This window comes from Marinimicrobium sp. C6131 (assembly GCF_026153455.1).
GTDB lineage: Bacteria > Pseudomonadota > Gammaproteobacteria > Pseudomonadales > Cellvibrionaceae > Marinimicrobium.
The window spans coordinates 1,274,247-1,295,693 of sequence record NZ_CP110629.1; the positions used below are offsets into that span (position 1 = coordinate 1,274,247).

Below are 21,447 nucleotides of genomic sequence, written 5' to 3' on the forward strand. Positions count from 1 at the left end.
ACCGCGGCTCGACTGGACGGAACCGCTGAAAATGGTAGGGAAAGCTTAACCTGAGAAACGCTGATATGCCAGCATAAGGAGACTTTGGCGGGGAGAATGGCCACAAACTGTCCAGTTTGTGGCCATTTTGTACAATTATTGCTGCTTTTGACGGGTAACGATATCGTCGTAACTGCTGGACTCGTCAGTCACTTTGGCCTTATCCAGGATGAAGTCCACCACCTGGTCTTCCAGGGCCGCCGACTCGACGCTGGACAGCAGCTGTCGGTTCTCGTAGTAATAATTGACTACCGCCTCAGGCTCTTCATAAGTGGAAGCCAATTCCTCAACCATTTCACGGACGCGATCGGCATCCACTTTGATCTGGTTTTCCTTGACGATCTCACCCACGATCAATCCCAGGGCGACGCGGCGTTCCGCATCCTCCTGGAACATGGTGTCCGGGAGCAGGGACTTGACATCAAAGTTCTGCTGCTGACCACCGAAGCGCTGCATCATCTGCTGACGCAGGGTCTCGATCTCGCTGCTCACCAGTGCCTTGGGCAGCTCCGGCTTATGGGTTTCCAGCAACGCATCCATGACCTGGTTCTTGGTCTTGGCCTTGATGGCATTTTTCAGTTCGCGTGCCATATTGGCCTTCACTTCCTTCCGGAACTGCGGCTTACCGCCCTTCTCGACGCCGAATTTGGCGTAAAAATCTTTGTCCAGCTCGGGCAGTTCTTTCTCGGAAACGCTGTTGACGGTCACCTTGAATTCAACCGAGGCGCCGCGCAACTCTTCGGCCTGGTAATCTTCCGGGAAGGTCAGCTTGAGGGTTTTCTCATCGCCCGCTTTCAGACCGACCAGACCTTCTTCAAAGCCGGGAATCATTGAACCGGAACCCAATACCAGGTTCTGCCCTTCCGCGCTGCCGCCCTCAAAGGCCTCGCCATCGCGGGTGCCAACAAAGTCGATATTGACCTGATCGCCGTCTTGGGCGGCCCGATCCACTTCTTTCCAGGTGGCCTGATGCTCACGCAGCACGTCAATCATCTTGTCGACGTCTTCAGCGGTCACGTCCGCCTTGTAGCGAGTCACTTCGATGTTGGAGAAGTCGCCCAACTCCACGGAGGGATAAACTTCAAAGGTCGCCACATACTCCAGGTCCTTGCCCTCTTCGAACTGCTTGGGTTCGATGGACGGCTGGCCAGCGGGTTTGACGTCTTCTTTACGCACGGCCTCATAGAAGCTGCGGTTGATCACGTCACCCAACACTTCCTGACGAACACCTTCGCCATAGCGCTGCTTGACCACTTTCATGGGTACTTTGCCCTTGCGGAAGCCGTTGATACGAATGTTCTTGGCAGCCTGCTGCAAGCGCTTCTGCACTTCGCTATCGACTTCTGCGGCGGGAACTCCCACCGTCAGGCGACGCTCCAGACCGGACGTTGTCTCTATGGAAACCTGCATTCTCTTCCTCTATACGCTATTCGCATCGGGGGGCCAATGCCGTTAAGGGTGACTCATGAATGATCTTACTAATTGGTGCGGTCGGAGAGACTCGAACTCTCACACCTCTCGGCACCAGAACCTAAATCTGGCGTGTCTACCAATTCCACCACGACCGCGGTCACTGCGGAGACACCCGGAACTCCGGCGTCATCCACAGACTTCACAAAACCGCCAAGCCACTGATTTTTATGGATTTTTAACAAAAATCAGCCCAGTGGCCGGTGTGAAGGCAGGAGATTGTGCCACAAGCCCCGAAAGGGTTCAATAAGCGCGGTCAGAGCCGCTCGACGCGGTACCCGGCCTGTCTGAGGTTGTCGACCAGCCCATCAGGGCCGATCAGGTGACCGATTCCGACCACCAGAAACACCCGCTGCTGGGCGGAGAGGTAGGATTCCACGGCACTGGCCATGGCTTCGTTACGGGTTTTGAAGACCCGCTGGTAGAGCGTATGACTGAACGGGTCCTCGCGATCAAAAGCGCCCAGAATGACGGACTCCAGGTCAGACCGGTCCCCTTCCCGCCAGGCCCGCGCCATTCTCCGCAATTGCGGTCCGGTTGCCTCCAGGTCCTCCAGCGTGTGCTCCAGAAAGGCACTCTGTTCGACTTCGGTCATACCGGCAAACAGGGAGAGTTGCTGCTCGAGCGTTTCCAGCGGCTCCACCGGTTTTTGCCCCTTTGCCAGGTCCAGAAAGTAGCGATCCACGCCCTGCCCGGCGCGGTAATCGCTTCGGGCCACCTGGAGATTAACCAGTTGCAGAGCCGCCAACCAGGGCCGCAAATGTACGATGGATTCCGTCTGTAGCCCCAACCGCTCGCTGGCCTGGCTGAGCTGTTCCCAGAGCGCCGGCGCAATGCGTTCGGATAACTGCACGCCGGAAGGATAACGTCCCATGCGATCAAGAGTGGCGTGCATACGCTCGGGCCCAACCCGGGACACGTCGAGTTCTACCGCCAGCACATCCGAGTCGCGGTAGGCATCAAGCACTTTATCGGGAAGGGGGAAGAAACTGTCGTCACCGAAATGCAGCGCCCCGAAGAGGTACACCGGTTCCGGTTGGGCCGGGTGCTGAACGCGCCACAAAAGCGGCCGCGATGCGGTCTCCCCGGATTCTTTCTGCGCTGCATCCGAGGGGGACTCATGAGGAGCGGCAGCCTGCGCGAATGCCGGGCCCGCCCAGAGCGGACCCACGAAAAGGAGCAACGCCAAGACGAACCGCACGCCCTGAGTCGGTGTGCGGGTATCGATCAGCCTGTCTGCAGGCGCCAGAGCACCGATTCTATTGACCACCAAACGCTGTCCGCCGTCATCAGAGAGTCATAATGATGACGGAGTCTAGCAGAACCTGCGCGAAAATCGACCCCCTTTTGGCCCGTAATCAGTTGATCCGCTCTATCACGGTGCTGATTCCCTGCCCCAGGCCGATGCACATGGTGGCCACACCCAACGTCATATCCTGTTCCGTCATGGCGGTCAGCAGAGCGCCGGTAATACGGGTTCCCGAACAGCCAAAGGGGTGCCCCAGTGCGATCGCACCACCATTGAGATTGACGCGCTGATCCAGGTCGTCCAACAGCCCGAGATCCTTGAGTACCGGCAGCGCCTGCGCCGCGAATGCCTCATTGAGCTCCACGCACTCTATGTCTTCCATCGTCAGGTTGGCGCTGTCCAGCGCCTTGCGGGTCGCCGGAACCGGGCCGTAGCCCATAATGGAAGGGTCCACCCCGGCGAGCCCCATGGACACCACCCTGGCCAGCGGCGTCAGGCCCAACGCTTGCGCCCGCTCGGCGGACATGACCAGCATGGCCGAGGCGCCGTCGGAGAGTTGCGACGAGGTCCCGGCAGTGACCTGACCGTTTTTGGGGTCGAACACCGGGCGCAGTTGGGCGAGCCCCTCCACCGTCGTGTCCGCGCGGATCGTTTCGTCCTCCGCCACCATGATGGGAAAGCCATCCTCATTGTGTCCGGCGACCGGGACAATTTCCCGCGCGAAACTGCCTCTGGCCTGCGCCGCTGCGGCACGCTGGTGCGAACGCGCACCAAACTCGTCCATCTGAACACGGGTAATGCCGTGAAGGCGCGCCAGATACTCGGCGGTAACCCCCATATTCCCTGCCGCCTTGGCCACCGACAGCCCCAACAGGGGGTTCGGGTCAATAGCCTCGTACATCGGGAGGTGTCCCAGATGTTCCACACCGCCAATCACGTAAACATCTCCCAGACCCGCGCGAATATTGGCCGTTGCGGTATGCAGAGCCGCCATCGACGAGCCGCACAGACGATTGACGGTTTGCGCCGGCACCGAGTGTGGCAGACCGGCCCGCAGCCAGATATTCCGCGCGATATTGAACGCCTGCTCCTCGCGCTGCAGCACACAACCCCAGATAAAGTCATCGACGGTCTCCGGCTCCAGTGCCGGATAGCGGGACAACAGTGCGAGAATCAGGGTAGAGGATATGTCATCCGCCCGGCTGAAGCGGAAACATCCGTTTTTGGAGCGCCCCATGGCGCTGCGAGCGTAATCGACAATAACCGCGTCTCGGTGATGCAAGGTCATTGGGCACCTCCCTGAGGGGGAACAACAGGATAGAAAGACTCACCACCTTCGACCCGACGCAGGAGCCCATCGGGCAATTCATACAGCGGGCTCAGGTCAGCCCAGGGCTCAGCCATGGCCCGAAAGCCATCGGCACCGACGGTGTCGACCCAGCGCAGAGGTCCGCCACGAAATGGGGGGAAACCGGTGCCATATACCATGGCCATATCGGCCTCTGCCGGCGAAGCCACAATTCCCTCATCCAGACAGCGCACCAGTTCGGTCACCATCGGAACCATCATCCGGGCCACAATGGCCTCATCCGACAGCTCGGTATCGCTCAGGGCTCCCAGCGAATCACGGGCCCGGGAACTCGACTGTTTTTGCGGACGCCCTTTCCTGTCGTCGACGTAGTCGTAAAAGCCGCCGCCGTTTTTTTGCCCCAGTCGGCCGCCGTCAAACAGCACTTCGGTGCAGGAGGTGAAATCACGCCGGAGTCGATCCGGATAGGCATCAGCCATCACCTGCTCGGCATGAATGGCCGTATCCAGTCCAACCACGTCAAGTAGATAGGCGGGCCCCATCGGCCAACCCCAGCGCTCCATGACCCGATCGATTCGCTCGAAATCCACACCATCGCGCACCAGTAGCGCGAAGCCCGCAAAGTAAGGGAACAGAACCCGATTGACCAGGAACCCCGGGCAATCATTGACGACGACCGGCTTTTTGCCCAACTGACTGGCGTAGGAGACCGTCCTGGCAATGGCCCGGTCCGACGTTTTCCCGCCCCGGATGACTTCCACCAGGGGCATCGCATGCACGGGATTGAAAAAGTGCATGCCGCAAAAGTTTTCCGGACGACTCAGGGCTTCGGCCAGCGTGGTAATGGAGATGGTGGACGTATTGGTGGCCAGGATGGTGGATTCGGCCACCTCCCGCTCCGTCTCGGCGAGTACCGACTGTTTGACTTTGAGGTTCTCCACAACGGCCTCAACCACTATATCCACCTCATCGAAGCCGTCGTACACCAGTGTCGGCTCAATCCGGTTGAGCGCCTCACCCATGGCACTGACCGTCATTCGCCCTTTTTCGACACGCTTGACCAACAGCCGGTTGGCCTCATCCAGGCCCTGCTCCAGCCCCTTCCGGGCAATGTCTTTCATCTTGATCGGAATCCCTTTGAGCGCCGACTGATAGGCAATGCCCCCGCCCATGATCCCGGCACCCAGAACCGCCGCCCGGGAAACACCCTGCCTGTCCGCTGCCTGCCACCGCTTGGCGTTCCGGGCCAATAATTGATCATTGATGAAAATTCCAACCAGCGCCTGAGCCACCGGTGTCGTCGCCAGACGGGCAAAGGTTTCAGCCTCGATGACCAGGGCCGCTTCCCGACCCTCACCCGCCGCTTTCTCCATCACCTCAATGGCCGCTACCGGCGCTGGATAGTGGCGCCCCGCCTGGGCGGCCACCACCGCCTTGGCCGACTCAAACGCCATGGCGGCTTCGACCGCGTTGTGTTTCAGGGGAGAGGTTTTGGCGGCTCGACGGGCGGCATAGTCCAATCGACCGGCATGACACTCTCTCAGAACGTGTAAACCCGCATCCCGCAATTTGGCTGTCGTCACTACCGCATCCACCACACCGGCTTTCAGCGCGGCCCTGGCATCCCACTGGCGACCGCTGGCAATCCATTCTGCGGCGGTATCCACGCCCGCCAAGCGGGGTAACCGCACGGTGCCTCCCCACCCCGGGATGATCCCCAGTTGGGTTTCGGGGAGCCCGATCCTGGCCTCATCCGTCATCACCCGGTAGTCGCAGGCCAGACACAACTCCAGACCACCTCCCAGCGCGTAACCATCAATGGTAACGACCACGGGAACGGGCAGGTCTTCAAGGCGATTGAAGTTCCGGTTGTTACTTGCCAGGTAGGCTTTCACAGCCTCCTCACCGGCGGCAAAGAAGCCCTGAAACTCCCCAATATCCGCACCAACCATGAGCGCCGGCTTGGCACTGCTGATCAGCAGCCCCTTTAAATCCGGCGGGTTCAGGGCAGACAGCGCATCAAGCGCTTCGCCCAATTCGATAACGGTCTGCCGACCGAACTTGTTGACGGACTCCCCCTGCAGGTCAAACACCAGTTCGGCAACACCGTCGTCGAGCATGACAAGCTTCAATGTGTGTCCCTGATACATACGTACGGTCTCTATTGGTCGTGATCGAAAGGCGTAGTCAACAGCAACGGCGCAGGCATCGTCAGTTCCCCTCACCGGTCACCATCGCGATGGCGGGAACAGTGCCGGTATTGCGCACGCGAAACCACTGTCCTCTGGGCAATTGAAAGCCATCGCCCTCGCTCAAAGTGTAGCAGCGAACCCCCAGCGTCAACTCGAGACTACCTGAAAGCAACCAGCCGGACCGGGCCGATGAAAGACACTTGGGCTCCGCTCCACTATCCGCACCGGGAGCGAACTCCAGGCGCTCGAGCCATTGGGGATGGGGTTCCCATTGAGGAAAGCGCTCGCTGAGCAGACCCACGTCGGACTGCTCGGTACGAATGATCTGACTGGAGCGCAAGACGCGACCGATGGGGGCTTGAGTGTCTAATGCAAAAAATTGTGCCAACGACAGGGGGATGGCATTGAGCAGTTTTTCCAGCGAGCCCACAGAGGGGCTGATTTGGCCCTGCTCAATCAGGGAAATATTGCTGTTGGTCACGCCGGCCCGACGAGCCAGCTCACGCTGGGACAACCCATTGAGCTCCCGCACATGACGGAGCCGTTGACCCAGCGCGATCGCCTGAGGGTCACGCTCCGTCCGGCTCATGTCAGTCACCGCGCGCTCAACGTGATTGTCAGTGGCCCAGAAGCCGCTGCTGATCAGCGGCAGGCAAGTTTTCCACAACCCGTTCGTAGGAGTGGTCAATCAATTCCAGGATCAGGTCGTCCGGCACACTGCCGTCCAGAACGATGGTGTTCCAGTGAACTTTGTTCATGCGGTGACCGGGCTGAATCGCCGGGTAGGTATCCCGAAGCTCCTGGGCACGGTTCGGTTCGCACTTGAGATTGATGTAAGGCACGCCATCTTCTCCCTCGGCGAGGGTTGCAAACAGTTTATGGCAGACTTTGAAAGACGTCACACCCGGCCCGGCCGGCTGCAGTTCTACCGCTTCAGGTTTCGCCAATATGCTGGCCTTAGCACTTTCGTAATCCATTGATTTTGCCTCACACAAGGTAGTCGGTTAATTTTACAAAACCATAGTCTAACAGCTTAAAAGGAGGTTCGGCGATAATCACGATACTCGGGCTCCCAGAAATTACTCGCGATTTTCTGGTCCACTACCTCGTCCGGCACCGGCATGGCAACACCGTCTTCAACCGCCTGCCGGAAGACCGCCCGGGCAATCACCTTGCTCACCGAGCGAATCTCGCCCAGTGGTGGCAGTAATGCCCCCTGACCGGTTTTCACCATCGGGGAGCTCTCGGCCAATGCCCGACTGGCCGCCACCATCATATTGTCGGTAATCCGTGACGCTTTTGCTGCCACAACGCCCAGCCCCACGCCCGGGAAGATGTAGCTGTTATTGCACTGGGCAATCTCGTGACGCTGACCCGCGATATCCACGGGCTTGAAGGGACTACCGGTTGCCACAATAGCCTTGCCGCTGGTCCAACGAAGAATGTCGACCGGCTGTGCCTCAACCTGGGAGGTCGGATTCGACAACGGCAGCACAACCGGACGCTCGCAGTGGGCCTGCATGGCTTCAATGACCGCCTTGGTAAACAGCCCCGGCTGACCCGACACTCCGACAAGCACCGTGGGGTTGGCATTACGCACCACATCCAGCAGACTGATCTGGTCGGGATTTTTGCTGTGGGAAAGATCCCAGCCGGCAACCTGTTCGTCCGGTACACACAAGGGCCTCTGGAAGCTGCGTACATTCTCTGAACCCGAGCGCAACAGGCCGGATCGATTCAACAGGTAAATCCGTCCACGGGCCTCCGCTTCACTCAGCCCCTCCTGCCTCATCAGGACAATAATCTGCTCCGCAATACCGCATCCGGCCGAACCCGCACCGGCAAACACAAAGGTCTGGCTGGCCAGTGACTCACCCTTGGCCTTGCAGGCCGCCAGAAGCGTTCCCACCGTTACCGACGCGGTACCCTGAATATCGTCATTGAAGCAGCAGATCTTGTCTTTATAGTGCTCGAGCAACGGGGTCGCGTTGCCCTGGGCAAAATCCTCAAACTGAATCAGCGCATCGGGCCAACGCACTCGCACCGCCTCAATAAACTGGTCGACGAAGGCATAGTACTCGTCACCGGTGATGCGCTCGTGTCGCCACCCCATGTACATGGGGTCGTTGATCAGGGACTGATTATTACAACCCACATCCAGCACGACCGGCAGAGTGTACGCCGGGCTGATGCCGCCACATGCGGTATAAAGTGCCAGCTTGCCGATCGGAATCCCCATGCCGCCAATACCCTGATCCCCCAGACCGAGGATACGCTCACCGTCGGTGACGACGATCACTTTGACCTTTTGTTTCGTGGCGTTCTGCAGCATGTCATCCATGCGTTCCCGATCGGGATAGGTAATGAACAGGCCGCGCTTGCGGCGATAGATTTTTGAAAATTGCTGGCAGGCCTGCCCCACGGTCGGCGTGTAAATCAGCGGCATCACCTCTTCCAGATGATCCACTACCAACCGGAAGTACAGCGTCTCATTGGTATCCTGAATATTGCGCAGGTAAATATGCTTGTCAATATCGTTGTGAAACGAGCACAATTGTTCGTAGGCACGTGCCTTCTGCTCTTCAATGGTTTCGATACTGTAGGGCAGCAACCCTTCGAGATTGAACTGCTGACGTTCCTGGGTGCTGAAGGCGCTACCCTTGTTTAACAGTGGGGCTTCCAACAGAGCCGGACCCGCGAACGGAAGATAAATGGGGCGTTTTTTCACATGACACCTGCAGCGATGAACAAAGACGCAAATGTTAACACAGACCTGGATACTGAACAGATGACCAACGATACAACGGCAACCGCACGCTATCTTAAGGTTCTGGTGACCGGATCCCTGATGGTCACCCTGACCGCATGCCAGGGAGGGTCCGCAAGCGACGAACAACAGGCTCAGCCTTTGCCGGAAAACCTGACGACTTGCCCGACAGAACGGCCCGAGGTCTGTACCCAGCAATACGACCCGGTGTGCGGATATTTCCGGCTCGCTCCCAGAGATGACGGGGTGACGTCAAGCAGGGAGTGGGCAACTGAAGCGGCGACCGGTGCCGGCCAGATGCGGACCTTTGGCAACGCCTGCAGTGCGTGCATGGAAGAGAGTGTCATTGGTTTTGTACGTGGAGAGTGCCGCTCGCCTTCGTCGGAGTGACTCAACGATCGACCGTGCTGTCGGCAAGCACGTTTTCGATGACGCGCACCATATTGTCATTGGCACTTTTTTGAGCGCGGGCGCAGGCGGTTATGAGCGCACTGGTCTTCCATCGGGCGAAAAAACCCTGCACTCCGAATACGTGCATCTGGGCGGATACCTGGGTTCCCTCCTGACAACTCGAGCACGCCAGGGTGACCCGCGCCCGATCCCAGGGCATCGGCCCCTCACGGGCAGACAGAGGGGCATCATCATCGACCCTGGTGTATTGGTAGTCGTACACCAACCGCTCTGGTGCGCAGACCTCGACAAGCTCAAGCCGGGTCCGATAGGCATAGGCCGACTCCGGCACACTGATCCAGTAGACCTTGCCCGGCTCGGTGGGCGTTTCGTCCGCCGAAAGATGCGCACCATAAAACTCGGGTAACCGCATCAAGTACCGCTGGAAATCGCTGAGGCAGGTGAACACCTCGGTCTGCGGTCGTCGGATCAGATAGCGGGTATCAAAAAAAAGCATCGCCGTACCGCCGCGTTCAAGGCTGCCGTATCGCACGCAGAAGTTCGGTGCCTTCGGCATCTTTCAGAACCAGGGTATCCGGCTCACTCAGCTGCACAGCGGTCGCCTGGGGCAACAGTTGGAACATCTGCTCCTCCTGCACCATCACCGTCGCCGCGCAGGCCATCCGGGTGCTACCCAGAGATGAATCGATACGCAAACCCGAAGCGTCATAGTGATAGACGCCAAAGAACCGGTTGCAGCCACCGTTACCCGTCAGTCGTGGCGGCTCGGAAAACTCGAGAAAGGCATGGCTGGCCGCATCCAGCCCGTCGCCTCCCAGAGACACCACCTGCCAGGTACCCTGGAAGTCCGCCAATGCCGGCACGGGCCGGCCCTGACCGGCGGCATGAAACGACTGGCAGGCACTGAGCGATGACAGCGCCAACGTCGCCAACATCAGCGCCTGGATCAATCGCATTGCCCGGCACATCAGCGGCGGAACCCCGGGGGCAACTGACCACCACCGGCTCCGGGCATACCGCCCCCACCGCCCATCATGCCGCCCATGCCACGCATCATCTTGCTCATCCCGCCGCCTTTCATTTTTTTCATCATTTTGGACATCTGCTTGTACTGCTTAAGCAGGCGGTTCAGGTCCTGAATCTGGGTGCCCGAGCCCATGGTGATCCGACGCTTGCGAGAACCGTTGAGCAGGTCCGGATTGCGCCGTTCAAAGGGCGTCATGGAGTCAATGATGGTTTCCATGACTTTGAACTGGGCGGTCAGGTTGTTCTGTTGGGCCAGCTGCGCCATATTGCCCATTCCGGGCAGCTTTTCCATCATGGAGCCCAACCCCCCCATGCTCTGCATCTGCTGAAGCTGATCCCGTAAGTCTTCCAGGTCAAAGCGCTGTCCCTTCTTGACCTTTTTGACCAGCTTGTCGGCCTTGTCCTTATCGATTTTCTGCTCGGCCTGCTCGATCAACGACATCAAGTCGCCCATGCCGAGAATCCGGGACGCGATACGGTCCGGGTGGAACGGCTCAAGCGCGTCCACTTTTTCACCCGTACCCAGAAACTTGATCGGTTTGCCGGTCACCTGACGGACCGACAACGCGGCGCCACCGCGAGCATCACCGTCTGCCTTGGTCAGAACCACACCGGTCAACGGCAACGCCTCATTGAATGCCTTGGCCGTATTGACGGCGTCCTGACCGATCATGGCATCGATGACGAACAGCGTTTCGGCCGGGTTGACCGCCTTGTGCAGCGCCTGAATTTCTTCCATCAGGACATCGTCAATGTGCAACCGACCGGCGGTATCGACGATCACCACATCGGCAAACTGCTTGCGAGCGTGGGCGATGGCCGCGTCCGCGATAGCCACTGGCTTCTGTTCGGCCGAGGATGGGAAAAAGTCCACACCCACCTCTTCGGCCAGGGTTTCCAGTTGCTTGATGGCGGCGGGACGATAGACGTCGGCACTGACCACCAGCACTTTTTTCTTTTCCCGCTCTTTGAGGTAGCGGGCCAGCTTGGCCACCGAGGTGGTCTTACCGGCACCCTGCAGACCTGCCATGAGAATGACGGCGGGCGGTTTGACAGCCAGATCCAGGGACTCGTTGGCCGCCCCCATTACCGACACCAGCTCCTCCTGAACGATTTTCAGGAACTGTTCGCCGGGATTGAGCGCCTTGCTGATCTGCTGTCCCAGTGCCTTGCTGCGAACCTGGGCGACAAACGTCTTCACAACCGGCAGCGCAACATCCGCCTCCAACAGCGCTTTGCGTACCTCCCGCAGGGTGTCTTTGATGTTGTCTTCGGTCAGCCGGGCCTTGCCGGTGACCCGGCGCAGGCTTTCGGATAAGCGATCACTCAGCGTATTGAACATGGTTACTCTCGACAGCAGATCAATGATGGGCGCGATTATACCCCCAAAGGTGGGGCCCGGGTCCAGCCAGCGGAACCGACGAGGCCCACCCTCCGGCCGACGGGAGAATGAGAAGCCTTCCGCTTCTCTTTGCCGGCACCTTGTGACACACTGCTACCCACCGGAATCCATTGGACATCAACGCGCATTCGAGGACGTTCCACGACTATGACCACCCTGCTCCTCAACAGCCTGGCTGCGGCAATGTACCTGATCACCGGAGCCTATCTGATCTGGGCTCTGCGTCAGGGCCGGGAGCCCCACCGCCGCAATCTGCTTATTGCGGTCGCCGCCGCTCTGGTGGTCCACGGTATCGGTGTGCACCAGTTGGTCGCACTCCCCCGGGCCATTGAGCTCGGGTTTTTCCGGGTTTCTTCCCTGCTGTTCTGGGTGATCAACGCTGTGGTGCTGCTGAGCAGCCTGCGCAAACCCCTGCACAACCTGTTCATCCTGCTCTTACCTCTGTCGGCAGTGGGGGTCATTGCCTCGCTGTTGGGCCGAGGCGCTTCGGGGCATCCGCTGGTGCTTGATTACGCCCTCGCCAGCCACGTGTTGTTGTCGATTCTGGCTTACAGCCTGCTGACCATTGCCACCCTGCAGGCGCTCCTGCTCGCCTGGCAGAATCACCAACTGAAGCACCGTCACCCCAGCGGGCGGGTCCGTCTGCTACCCCCGCTGCAGACCATGGAAGCCCTACTATTCGAGCTGCTGTGGGCCGGTCACCTGATGCTGACCTTGTCGATCATTTCCGGCTTCCTGTTTCTCGACGACCTGTTCGCCCAGCACCTGGCCCATAAAACGGTTTTTTCGCTGGCGGCCTGGGTGATCTACAGTGTGCTTCTCGGGGGCCGTCACTATCTTGGCTGGCGGGGCTATACCGCCATTCGCTGGACGCTGGGCGGCTTTCTGTTACTGATGCTCGCCTATTTCGGTAGCAAGCTGGTATTGGAGCTGATTCTCGGAGCCGCCTGACTATTGATTCGAGGGGGATTCTCCTTCAAGATACCCGGCCTCGCAGCAGAATGGGCATAAACCGCCTTGAACGAAGCACCGCTAGAAATACTGTTCGCCGCGCTCATCGGACTGTTAGTCCTCTCCGCGTTCTTCTCCAGCTCGGAAACCGGGATGATGTCCATCAACCGGTACCGACTGAAGCACCTGACCAAGAAGGGCGACCATCGCGCCATTCGCGTCACCGGCTTACTGAAAACACCGGACAAGCTCATCGGGCTGATCCTGATCGGGAACAATCTGGTCAACATTTTTGCGGCCTCCATTGCCACCGTGATCGGCGTTCGGCTATACGGCGATGCGGGCATCGCCGCCGCGGGCCTGATTTTGACCTTTGTCATGCTGGTATTCGCGGAAGTCACTCCGAAGACCCTTGCTGCCCTGTACCCTGAACGCTTCGCTTTTTTTTCCAGCTGGTTTCTCAAACCACTCTCCATCATTCTCGCGCCGGCCGTTTATCTGGTGAACGGAATTTCCAAGAGTATTTCCCGGCTGTTCGGTCTCCATAAAGCGCACAGTGGCGTCGAGCACCTCAACCCTGAGGAGCTCCGAACCGTCGTTGACGAGGCCGGAGACCTGATTCCCGATCAGCATCAGGGCATGCTCCTGAATATTCTCGACCTGGAGAAGTCGACGGTCGAGGACATCATGATTCCGCGCAACGAGGTGGAGGGACTGGACCTGACCCTTCCGGTAACGGACTTGCTGGAACAGATTCGCACCAGTGAATATACCCGACTGCCGCTGTTTGAAGGTGACATCAATAACGTGGTCGGTATTCTGCACCTGCGCAATGCGGCCCGCTTCATTCGTGGTACGGACGACAGCGTCACTCTCGATGATATTCGCCGGTTCGCAAACGAACCCTACTTCGTCCCGGAAGCGACTCCGCTGCATACCCAATTACTGAATTTCCAGCAGCAAAAATGCCGTATGGCCCTGGTGGTTGATGAATACGGGGAGGTGCAGGGACTGGTGACACTGGAGGACCTTCTGGAGGAAATCGTCGGTGACTTCACCACCAACTCCGCCGAAGAATCCGACGAGGACATTCAACCCCAGGATGATGGCACCTATCTGATTGACGGCGGCACCTTCATACGGGATATCAACCGCGCTCTGGATTGGGACTTACCGCAGGACGGGCCCAAGACGCTGAACGGTCTGGCGATGGAATACCTTGAAAGTATTCCGGATGCGCATATCGGCTTTGCGATTGACGGTTACCAGTTTGAGACCCGGGAGCTGACGGATAAAATGATTTCCTGGCTTCGGGTCAAGCGCGTCCCCGCCGGCAACTGACGGCGCGCTAGCGCTGGTGGCGTCGCTCCCGCCAGCGGCGTACCCGGAACAACACAAATCCCAGGACGGCGGCTGACAGTATCAGACCGATCAACAGGAGGGCGGCCACCCACAGCGTGTTCGCCAGGTCCTGCCAGCGCACCCCCCAACCATACACCGCCAACGCCAGGAACGCGGCGCAGGCGAGAAGGCTGACCCATAGGGTGCGGTACCGACGGTAGGTGGCTCGAAAAGACTTCATAGGTTACCTCTGTTGGCGCTTCATTCCTGACGCTGAGACAAGACTTATTCCCGGCGCCATTGGGTTCCGGTGGGTGAGTCCAGAAGCACCACGCCCTGCGCCTGAAGCTGATCACGAATTTCATCAGCCCGGGCAAAGTTCTTCGCCTTCTTGGCGTCAGCACGCTCGGCAATCAACGCCTCAACCTGCTCGACACTGATTGCATCGGCACCGCCGGCCTGTAGAAACCGGTCGGGCTGATCTTGCAGCAGCCCCAAAATACCTCCCAACGCTTTCAGCTCGGCCGCCATTGCCCGAGCCGTTTCGGTATCCGACTCACTGTTCAGGTCGCGAACCAGATCGTACATGACTGCCAGTGCAAGCCGGGTGTTGAAGTCATCGTTCATTGCCGAGACAAAATCACGATAATAGCGACTGTCCTGCAGTTCACTCATTGAAGCGGGCTCGACGTCGGCATATTCACGAAGCGCACCATAGAACCGCTCCAGCCCGGTACGCGCTTCGATCAGGCTATCCTCGGAATAATTGATCGGACTGCGATAGTGACTGCCAATCAGCAGGTAGCGGACCACTTCCGGGTGATACTTCACAAGCACATCGCGAATGGTGAAGAAGTTGCCCAACGATTTGGACATTTTTTCACCGTCTACACGCAACGCGCCAGCGTGAATCCAGTAATTCACGTAATGGCAGCCGTTGGCCGCCTCACTCTGGGCAATTTCATTCTCGTGATGCGGAAACGGCAGATCGGGGCCGCCGCCGTGAATATCGAAATGTTCGCCCAGGCAGTGTTTACTCATGGCCGAGCACTCGATATGCCAACCCGGACGGCCTCGCCCCCAAGGCGAATCCCAGCCGGCCTCATCGGCCTCAGCATGTTTCCACAGGGCAAAATCACGCGGGTCTTCTTTGGCTTCATCCACATCAATGCGGGCACCGGCGAGCAGCTCGTCGGGATTCTTGTTGCTCAGACGCCCATAATCCTTGAATCGACTCACCCGATAATAGACATCACCGTTACTCGCCACATAAGCAAAATCCTTGTCAATCAGAGTCTTCACCATGGCGAGAATATCGTCGATATGAGCGGTTGCCCGCGGCTCGAAATCGGGAGGAACAATACCCAGTTTTGCCTCATCTTCGTGAGCCGCATCAATGAACCGGGCGGTCAGACTCTGATAGGGCTCACCGTTCTCCTCCGCCCGCCGTAAAATCTTGTCATCGATATCGGTCAGGTTTCGCACGTAGGTCAGCTCCCAGCCCTGACTGCGCAAAAAGCGAGCGATGACATCAAACACCACCAGCACCCGCGCGTGCCCCAGATGGCAGTAGTCATACACCGTCACCCCACAGACATACATGGAAATCCTGCCCGGCCGTATGGGTTGAAAGGCTTCTTTCTGTCGCGTCAGAGTGTTGTACAGGTGCAGAGTCATAGTGAATTACTGTTGATCCATTTTGGCCCAGGTATCACGCAACTCAATGGTGCGATTGAACACGGGCTTGTCGATAGTGGAGTACTTGCTGTCCAGGCAGAAATAACCGGAACGTTCAAACTGAAAATGATTACCCACCTTGGCACCCGCCAGACTGATTTCCGCCTTGCAGTTATCCAGAATTTTCAGGCTGTCCGGGTTGATGGCCTGCAGAAAGTCTTTACCGCCCGAGTCCGGTGACGGATCACTGAACAGACGGTCGTACAGGCGCACCTCACAGTTGAGATGGTGGGTTGCCGACACCCAATGAATAACGCCCTTGGGTTTGACACCATCGGCCGGGTCCTTGCCCAGAGTGTCTTCAATGATCCGGGCAAGAATTTCGACCACTTCGCCCTGCTCATTCTTGATGACCTCATCGGCCTCGATCACGTAGGCATTGCGCAAACGTACGCGTTTGCCGAGCACCAGCCGTTTGTATTTCTTGTTCGCTTCTTCGCGGAAGTCGTCCTGCTCAATATACAGCGTGTGGGTAAACGGCAGCACCCGCTCACTGAAGTCATCCCGGTTTGGATGCCCCGGAGCACGCATTTCCTCAACACGGTCTGACGGGTAGTTGGTCAGCGTCACCTTGAGCGGATGCAACACACACATGGCGCGGGGGGCATTCTTGTCCAGATGATCCCGCACCGCGTACTCAAGCATGCCCACGTCCACCACGCTGTCCGAGCGGGTAACACCAATGGCGGTGCAGAAATTACGCAGCGCTTCCGGCGGATAGCCTCGTCGGCGCATACCGGAAATGGTGGGCATACGCGGATCGTCCCAGCCGTCGACGTGCCCTTCATCCACCAACTGCTTCAACTTGCGCTTGCTGGTAATGGTGTAGTTCACATTCAGGCGCGCAAATTCATACTGTCGGGGCCTGGCGGGCACAGGAAGATTTTCGATAAACCAGTCGTATAGAGGCCGATGATCTTCGAATTCGAGTGTGCAGATGGAATGGGTAATACCCTCCAGCGCATCACTCTGCCCGTGAGCGAAGTCATAGGATGGGTAGATGCTCCAGGTGTCTCCGGTATGATGATGGCGCGCTTTTTTAATCCGGTAAATGATCGGGTCACGCAGGTTCATGTTGGGCGCGGCCATATCTATTTTGGCTCGCAGCACACACTCACCTTCCGCAAATTCCCCCCGACGCATTTTTTCAAACCGTTCCAGGTTCTCTTCCACGGAACGATCCCGGTAAGGACTGTTGCGCCCCGGTTCGGTGAGCGTGCCGCGGAACTCGCGCGCCTGATCCGGACTCAGGTCACAGACATAGGCCTTGCCCTCACGAATCAGGTGCAACGCCCAGTCGTACAGGTTCTGGAAATAATCGGAGGTATAGCGGACCGGTCCGCCCCACTGAAATCCGAGCCATTGCACGTCGGTCTTGATGGCATTGACATACTCTTCGTTTTCTTTTTCCGGATTGGTATCGTCAAAACGCAAATGGCAGACCCCACCAAACTCTTCCGCCATACCGAAATTCAGGCAGATGGACTTCGCATGACCGATGTGAAGATAGCCATTGGGCTCCGGGGGGAACCGGGTCACGACCTGCTGTACCTGACCGGATTCAAGATCTTTGCGGATGATCTGCTGAATAAAGTGCAGAGGTCTTTCCGGTGCCCGGTTTTCTGCGGCACCCGCATTGTCTTTGGTGTCTTTGCCCTTGGCGGGCGACTGATCGCTCATACGACTTGCGTTCCCATTGGTCTCGGTTGAAATCGAGTATCCCGAAGATTGTGAAGGTCCGGCAGGACTGGCCTGCTGATTGGCTTGAAAAGCCGTCTATTGTAAACACTCCCCCCGGTTTTTCCTAGCAAACCCGCGTTCCGGCCCGCTTTGGAATCCGCTGTCAGGGAGTGGCTGGCAACGACGATCGATAGTCCTCCCGTCGCTGCAGCTGATATTCGCGCACGGCTTTATTGTGAGCGTCCAGCGTATCGGAAAACACATGGGTACCGTCCCCCTTGGCCACAAAATAAAGCGCAGTTCCCGGTGCCGGATTGACGGCAGCGGCAAGCGCGCCACGCCCGGGAAGCGCGATTGGCGTCGGTGGAAGACCCGCATTGGTATAAGTGTTGTAGGGCGTCGGTGTTCTCAGATCCCGGCGGGTCAGACGCCCCTCGTACCGCTCCCCCATACCGTAGATGACGGTGGGGTCGGTCTGCAGGCGCATTCCCCGTTTCAGGCGTCGCACAAAGACGCCGGCTATTTCTTCCCGCTCCCAGGGTGCGCCGGTTTCCCGCTCAATGAGGGAGGCCATGATCAACGCCTCATAGGGTGTTTCGTAGGGCAAACCGTCCACCCGCTGCGACCACAGGCGCTCCAGTTCCTCGCGCATCACTCGATGGGCCCGGCGCAATATCTCGACATCAGTGGTGCCCCGGGGGAACCGGTAGGTATCCGGGAAAAACCATCCTTCAGGATGCTCCACCTCCAGCCCCAGACGAGCCAGTTGCTGCTCGAGGCTCAAGCCCTTGAGCTCAGCCACAATGGTTTCCTCCGCGTGCAGCGCGGCCAACGCCTGTGCATAGGTCCAACCCTCAATCAGCGTCACCTGGTGAAGCACGACGTCACCGGCATTGAGCTTTGCCAGCAGGGTCAGTGGTGTCAGTCCCCGCTGAAGATGATATTCGCCCGCGTGGACCCGGGTCTGTCCGCTCAGACGCGCATACAGACGCAGCGCCCGTGGGTGGCGTAACACGCCCTGTGTGGCCAATGCCGAGGTCAGGTGACCCAGAGTCTCGCCGCGGGAAAGCTCGTAGCGTAAGCCGTCTTGCGGAAGGGCCAGCGGGCTGTGCAACCAGTGGTAGCCGTAAGCCCCAAGCCCCCCCGCCAGAATCACGCCCAGAATGGTCAGTTTTGCCAGCAGCCGCTTCACGGCACCTCCTGTATGTCTTGGTGATCGGTCAACCACTGTTCCAGCTCCCGCTGCAATTGTCGGGTCTGTGGACCGACCGAAAACGTCTCTCCACCGGGTGCCAGTCCGGTCACCGGCCAGATCCCGAATACGCTGTTACAGACAAAACACTCGCGGGCACCGATCAGTGCCTCACGGGTAATCCGCCCCTCTTGAATCGCCAGATTGAGCTTCGGCCCCAGAATGTCCATGACCAGACGGCGCATGACCCCGGCAACGCCATTGCGGTCCAACTGCGGGGTCCACCAGCCATCGTTCAGGCGCACAAAGACATTGCTCAGGGTGCCCTCAATCACATGCCCCGAACCGCTGCTCAGCAGCCCCTCCGGATATTCATCGCCCCACTCCCTCCGGGCCAACACATACTCAAGGCGATTGAGATGTTTCATGCCGGCCAGTACCGGATTATCCCCCAGGCGATGGCGACACTCGTAGAGCACGACCCCGTCCCGACCCGCCTCCCAAACCGGGGAAACGCCGGGGCGCAACTGCCAGCTGTAGCTGAGCAGGGGCCGTTTCGGTGGCTGATAGGCTCTGCCACCCACACCGCGGGTGACCACCAGCTTGAGAACGCCATCCGTACCAGACAGGCGCGACAGTACCACCGCCTTCTCCCGCTCGATGCGCTCCTCATCCAGAGCCATACCCAGCCGTTGTGCTCCGGCGATCAACCGCTCCCGGTGCCAGGGCCATAGCGGTACCCGCCCGCTTCGTATCCTGGCGGTTTCAAATAAACCGTCCCCGTACGCCACGCCACGATCCAATGCAGAGAACCCCGCACCGAATTCACCGTTTGTCAGGGTGATCAATTCTGAGTCTGTCATACAGAAAGTCTACCAAAACCGGACACAAAAACGCCGGAGTGCAGCACACTCCGGCGTTCGAGTCTAGGGACCACCAGCCGGCTAAATGTTGCGGAAAATCAACGAACCGTTGGTACCACCAAAACCGAAGGAGTTGGACAGAACCGCATCAATCTTGCGCTCCTGCGCGGTATTCGGCACCAGATTGATGTCATTACAACCTTCATCGGGGTTCTCAAGGTTGATGGTAGGTGGCGCCACCTGATCCCGAATCGCCAGTACACTGAAGATGGCTTCCACGGCGCCCGCCGCACCCAGCAGGTGACCGATCATTGACTTGGTGGAGCTTACCGCCACCTGATCCACGGCCGACCCCATGACGCTCTTGACCGCCTGACATTCGGCCCGGTCACCTGCCTGGGTTGAGGTGCCGTGGGCATTGATGTAGTTGATGGTTTCGACCGGAATACCGGCATCCCGTACGGCATTGCGCATCGACAGTGCGGCGCCCGCGCCATCGGCGGGCGGCGAGGTCATATGATAAGCGTCGCCGCTCATGCCAAAACCCACCAGCTCGGCGTAGATCTTCGCCCCGCGCGCCTTGGCATGCTCGTACTCCTCAAGGACCATGACCCCCGCGCCATCACCCAATACAAAACCATCGCGATCCCTGTCCCACGGACGGCTGGCCGCTTCGGGCGCATCATTGCGGGTGGACAAGGCGCGCGCCGCCGCAAAACCGCCCAGCCCCACCGGGGTCGTGGCCATTTCGGCACCACCGGCCAGCATGACATCACACTCATCATACATGATGCTGCGAGCCGCGTAGCCTATGCTGTGTGTACCGGTCGTGCAGGCGGTGGTAATGGCAATATTCGGTCCGCGCAGACCGTACATGATCGACAGGTTGCCAGCGATCATATTGATGATCGCCCCCGGCACAAAAAACGGTGAAATGCGGCGCGGTCCTTTATGTTCGATCATCAGCGCACCGTCTTCAATGGAACCGATCCCACCAATACCCGAACCGATGGAAACCCCCATTCGATGGCTGTTGGCTTCATCCACTTCCAGACCGGAGTCACGCATCGCCTGAATACCGGCCACCATTCCGTACTGAATGAAGGCGTCCATTTTACGAGCGTCTTTTACCGGGTAGTAACCCTCAACGGAAAAGTCCTTCACCGACGCGCTGAAGCGGGTGGTGAAAGCCGAGGGGTCAAAATGTGTGATGGGGGCCGCCCCACTGACACCGTTGACGATTCCGCGCCAGCTGTCAGCGACAGTATTTCCCAGCGGGCTGACCATACCCAACCCCGTAACTACGACTCTTTTGCGCGACACCTTGAAAGCTCTCCGACAAAAATGACAATCACCGGATCCGGGCTGTCCCCCTCAGCCTGAAAAGGGGACAGCCCGGGCCCGAGTGCGATTCGGCATTATCGCCGTCCAGGACGACAATAAGCAAAAGAAAAAGCCGTACTATTTCACAATAATACGGCTTTTCGGAAGACGGTAATCAACCAGCTTGAAGATTACGCCAGGTTGGCATTGATGTAATCGATAGCCAACTGAACAGTGGTGATCTTCTCGGCTTCTTCGTCCGGAATTTCGGTTTCGAATTCCTCTTCCAGAGCCATTACCAGCTCGACGGTATCGAGAGAGTCGGCACCCAGATCTTCGACGAAAGAAGCTTCGTTTTTAACTTCTTCTTCTTTCACACCCAGTTGCTCGGCAACAATTTTTTTAACCCGTTCTTCAATGCTGCTCATGATGTTATATAACTCCTAGTAGGTAGTATCGACGAAGCCAATAGCCGGACCCGGAAAAACCGGTAAT

20 protein-coding genes and 1 tRNA gene are annotated in these 21,447 nt (G+C 58.4%); 3 read left to right on the plus strand and 18 right to left on the minus strand.

Features of this window, described 5'->3' with window-relative positions:
* Positions 1 to 135: 135 nt before the first annotated feature.
* From tig to OOT55_RS05390, 8 genes are all read right to left on the minus strand, one after another.
* Complete coding sequence (tig, locus tag OOT55_RS05355; RefSeq protein ID WP_265368105.1) at positions 136 to 1,449, minus strand: trigger factor; 1,314 nt, start codon at positions 1,447 to 1,449, stop codon at positions 136 to 138.
* A gap of 73 nt (positions 1,450 to 1,522) precedes the next feature.
* Positions 1,523 to 1,607, minus strand: a tRNA-Leu gene (locus OOT55_RS05360).
* A 158-nt stretch (positions 1,608 to 1,765) separates the two neighbouring features.
* Positions 1,766 to 2,779, minus strand: coding sequence for a TraB/GumN family protein (locus tag OOT55_RS05365; RefSeq protein WP_265368788.1), 1,014 nt, complete (start codon positions 2,777 to 2,779; stop codon positions 1,766 to 1,768).
* An 88-nt stretch (positions 2,780 to 2,867) separates the two neighbouring features.
* Positions 2,868 to 4,046: an acetyl-CoA C-acyltransferase FadA gene (fadA, locus tag OOT55_RS05370; protein WP_265368106.1), complete on the minus strand. Its 1,179-nt coding sequence runs from the start codon at positions 4,044 to 4,046 to the stop codon at positions 2,868 to 2,870.
* On the minus strand, positions 4,043 to 6,217 hold the full coding sequence (gene fadB, locus OOT55_RS05375) for a fatty acid oxidation complex subunit alpha FadB (protein WP_265368107.1): 2,175 nt from the start codon (positions 6,215 to 6,217) through the stop codon (positions 4,043 to 4,045). The genes fadA and fadB overlap by 4 nt, the downstream gene beginning before the upstream one ends.
* Positions 6,218 to 6,278: 61 nt before the next feature.
* Positions 6,279 to 6,848: a helix-turn-helix domain-containing protein gene (locus tag OOT55_RS05380; RefSeq protein ID WP_265368108.1), complete on the minus strand. Its 570-nt coding sequence runs from the start codon at positions 6,846 to 6,848 to the stop codon at positions 6,279 to 6,281.
* Positions 6,849 to 6,876: 28 nt separating this feature from the next.
* Positions 6,877 to 7,236, minus strand: coding sequence for an MmcQ/YjbR family DNA-binding protein (locus tag OOT55_RS05385; protein ID WP_265368109.1), 360 nt, complete (start codon positions 7,234 to 7,236; stop codon positions 6,877 to 6,879).
* 56 nt (positions 7,237 to 7,292) lie between these two features.
* Positions 7,293 to 8,987, minus strand: a complete 1,695-nt coding sequence (locus OOT55_RS05390) for an NAD-dependent malic enzyme (RefSeq protein WP_265368110.1) — start codon at positions 8,985 to 8,987, stop codon at positions 7,293 to 7,295.
* A 15-nt stretch (positions 8,988 to 9,002) separates the two neighbouring features.
* Here OOT55_RS05390 and OOT55_RS05395 point away from each other — a divergent pair, with 15 nt between their 5' ends.
* Positions 9,003 to 9,416: a hypothetical protein gene (locus OOT55_RS05395; RefSeq protein ID WP_265368111.1), complete on the plus strand. Its 414-nt coding sequence runs from the start codon at positions 9,003 to 9,005 to the stop codon at positions 9,414 to 9,416.
* 1 nt (position 9,417) lies between these two features.
* Here OOT55_RS05395 and OOT55_RS05400 read toward each other — a convergent pair whose 3' ends face one another.
* Genes OOT55_RS05400 through ffh form a run of 3 tightly spaced genes read right to left on the minus strand, consistent with a single transcriptional unit; the run spans position 9,418 to position 11,805 of the window.
* Positions 9,418 to 9,933, minus strand: a complete 516-nt coding sequence (locus tag OOT55_RS05400; RefSeq protein ID WP_265368112.1) for a hypothetical protein — start codon at positions 9,931 to 9,933, stop codon at positions 9,418 to 9,420.
* Positions 9,934 to 9,949: 16 nt separating this feature from the next.
* Positions 9,950 to 10,393, minus strand: a complete 444-nt coding sequence (locus OOT55_RS05405; RefSeq protein ID WP_265368113.1) for an META domain-containing protein — start codon at positions 10,391 to 10,393, stop codon at positions 9,950 to 9,952.
* Positions 10,394 to 10,404: 11 nt separating this feature from the next.
* The gene (ffh, locus tag OOT55_RS05410; RefSeq protein WP_265368114.1) at positions 10,405 to 11,805 is read right to left on the minus strand and encodes a signal recognition particle protein; all 1,401 of its coding nucleotides are present in this window, start codon (positions 11,803 to 11,805) and stop codon (positions 10,405 to 10,407) included.
* Between the two features lie 207 nt (positions 11,806 to 12,012).
* Here ffh and OOT55_RS05415 point away from each other — a divergent pair, with 207 nt between their 5' ends.
* Complete coding sequence (locus tag OOT55_RS05415) at positions 12,013 to 12,816, plus strand: cytochrome C assembly family protein (RefSeq protein ID WP_265368115.1); 804 nt, start codon at positions 12,013 to 12,015, stop codon at positions 12,814 to 12,816.
* 66 nt (positions 12,817 to 12,882) lie between these two features.
* Positions 12,883 to 14,157 (plus strand): HlyC/CorC family transporter, encoded by a 1,275-nt coding sequence (locus tag OOT55_RS05420; protein WP_265368116.1) that lies wholly within the window; start codon positions 12,883 to 12,885, stop codon positions 14,155 to 14,157.
* 7 nt (positions 14,158 to 14,164) lie between these two features.
* Here the strand turns inward: OOT55_RS05420 and OOT55_RS05425 are convergent, their stop codons facing one another.
* The 7 genes from OOT55_RS05425 to acpP all read right to left on the minus strand — a co-directional run bounded on the left by OOT55_RS05425 (position 14,165) and on the right by acpP (position 21,380).
* Positions 14,165 to 14,398, minus strand: a complete 234-nt coding sequence (locus OOT55_RS05425) for a hypothetical protein (RefSeq protein WP_265368117.1) — start codon at positions 14,396 to 14,398, stop codon at positions 14,165 to 14,167.
* A gap of 44 nt (positions 14,399 to 14,442) precedes the next feature.
* Positions 14,443 to 15,834, minus strand: a complete 1,392-nt coding sequence (gene cysS / locus OOT55_RS05430) for a cysteine--tRNA ligase (protein WP_265368118.1) — start codon at positions 15,832 to 15,834, stop codon at positions 14,443 to 14,445.
* A gap of 6 nt (positions 15,835 to 15,840) precedes the next feature.
* A complete protein-coding gene (locus OOT55_RS05435) occupies positions 15,841 to 17,574 on the minus strand; it encodes a glutamine--tRNA ligase/YqeY domain fusion protein (RefSeq protein ID WP_265368119.1) in 1,734 nt (577 codons plus the stop codon).
* 163 nt (positions 17,575 to 17,737) lie between these two features.
* Positions 17,738 to 18,766 carry an endolytic transglycosylase MltG gene (gene mltG, locus OOT55_RS05440; RefSeq protein ID WP_265368120.1) on the minus strand — a complete coding sequence of 343 codons (1,029 nt, stop codon included), beginning with the start codon at positions 18,764 to 18,766 and terminating at the stop codon, positions 17,738 to 17,740.
* Positions 18,763 to 19,629, minus strand: coding sequence for an aminodeoxychorismate lyase (gene pabC / locus OOT55_RS05445; RefSeq protein WP_265368121.1), 867 nt, complete (start codon positions 19,627 to 19,629; stop codon positions 18,763 to 18,765). Before pabC ends, mltG begins: the two co-directional genes overlap by 4 nt.
* Before the next feature lie 81 nt (positions 19,630 to 19,710).
* Complete coding sequence (gene fabF / locus OOT55_RS05450; RefSeq protein ID WP_265368122.1) at positions 19,711 to 20,952, minus strand: beta-ketoacyl-ACP synthase II; 1,242 nt, start codon at positions 20,950 to 20,952, stop codon at positions 19,711 to 19,713.
* A gap of 191 nt (positions 20,953 to 21,143) precedes the next feature.
* Complete coding sequence (gene acpP, locus OOT55_RS05455) at positions 21,144 to 21,380, minus strand: acyl carrier protein (RefSeq protein ID WP_012487300.1); 237 nt, start codon at positions 21,378 to 21,380, stop codon at positions 21,144 to 21,146.
* Positions 21,381 to 21,447 lie beyond the last annotated feature (67 nt).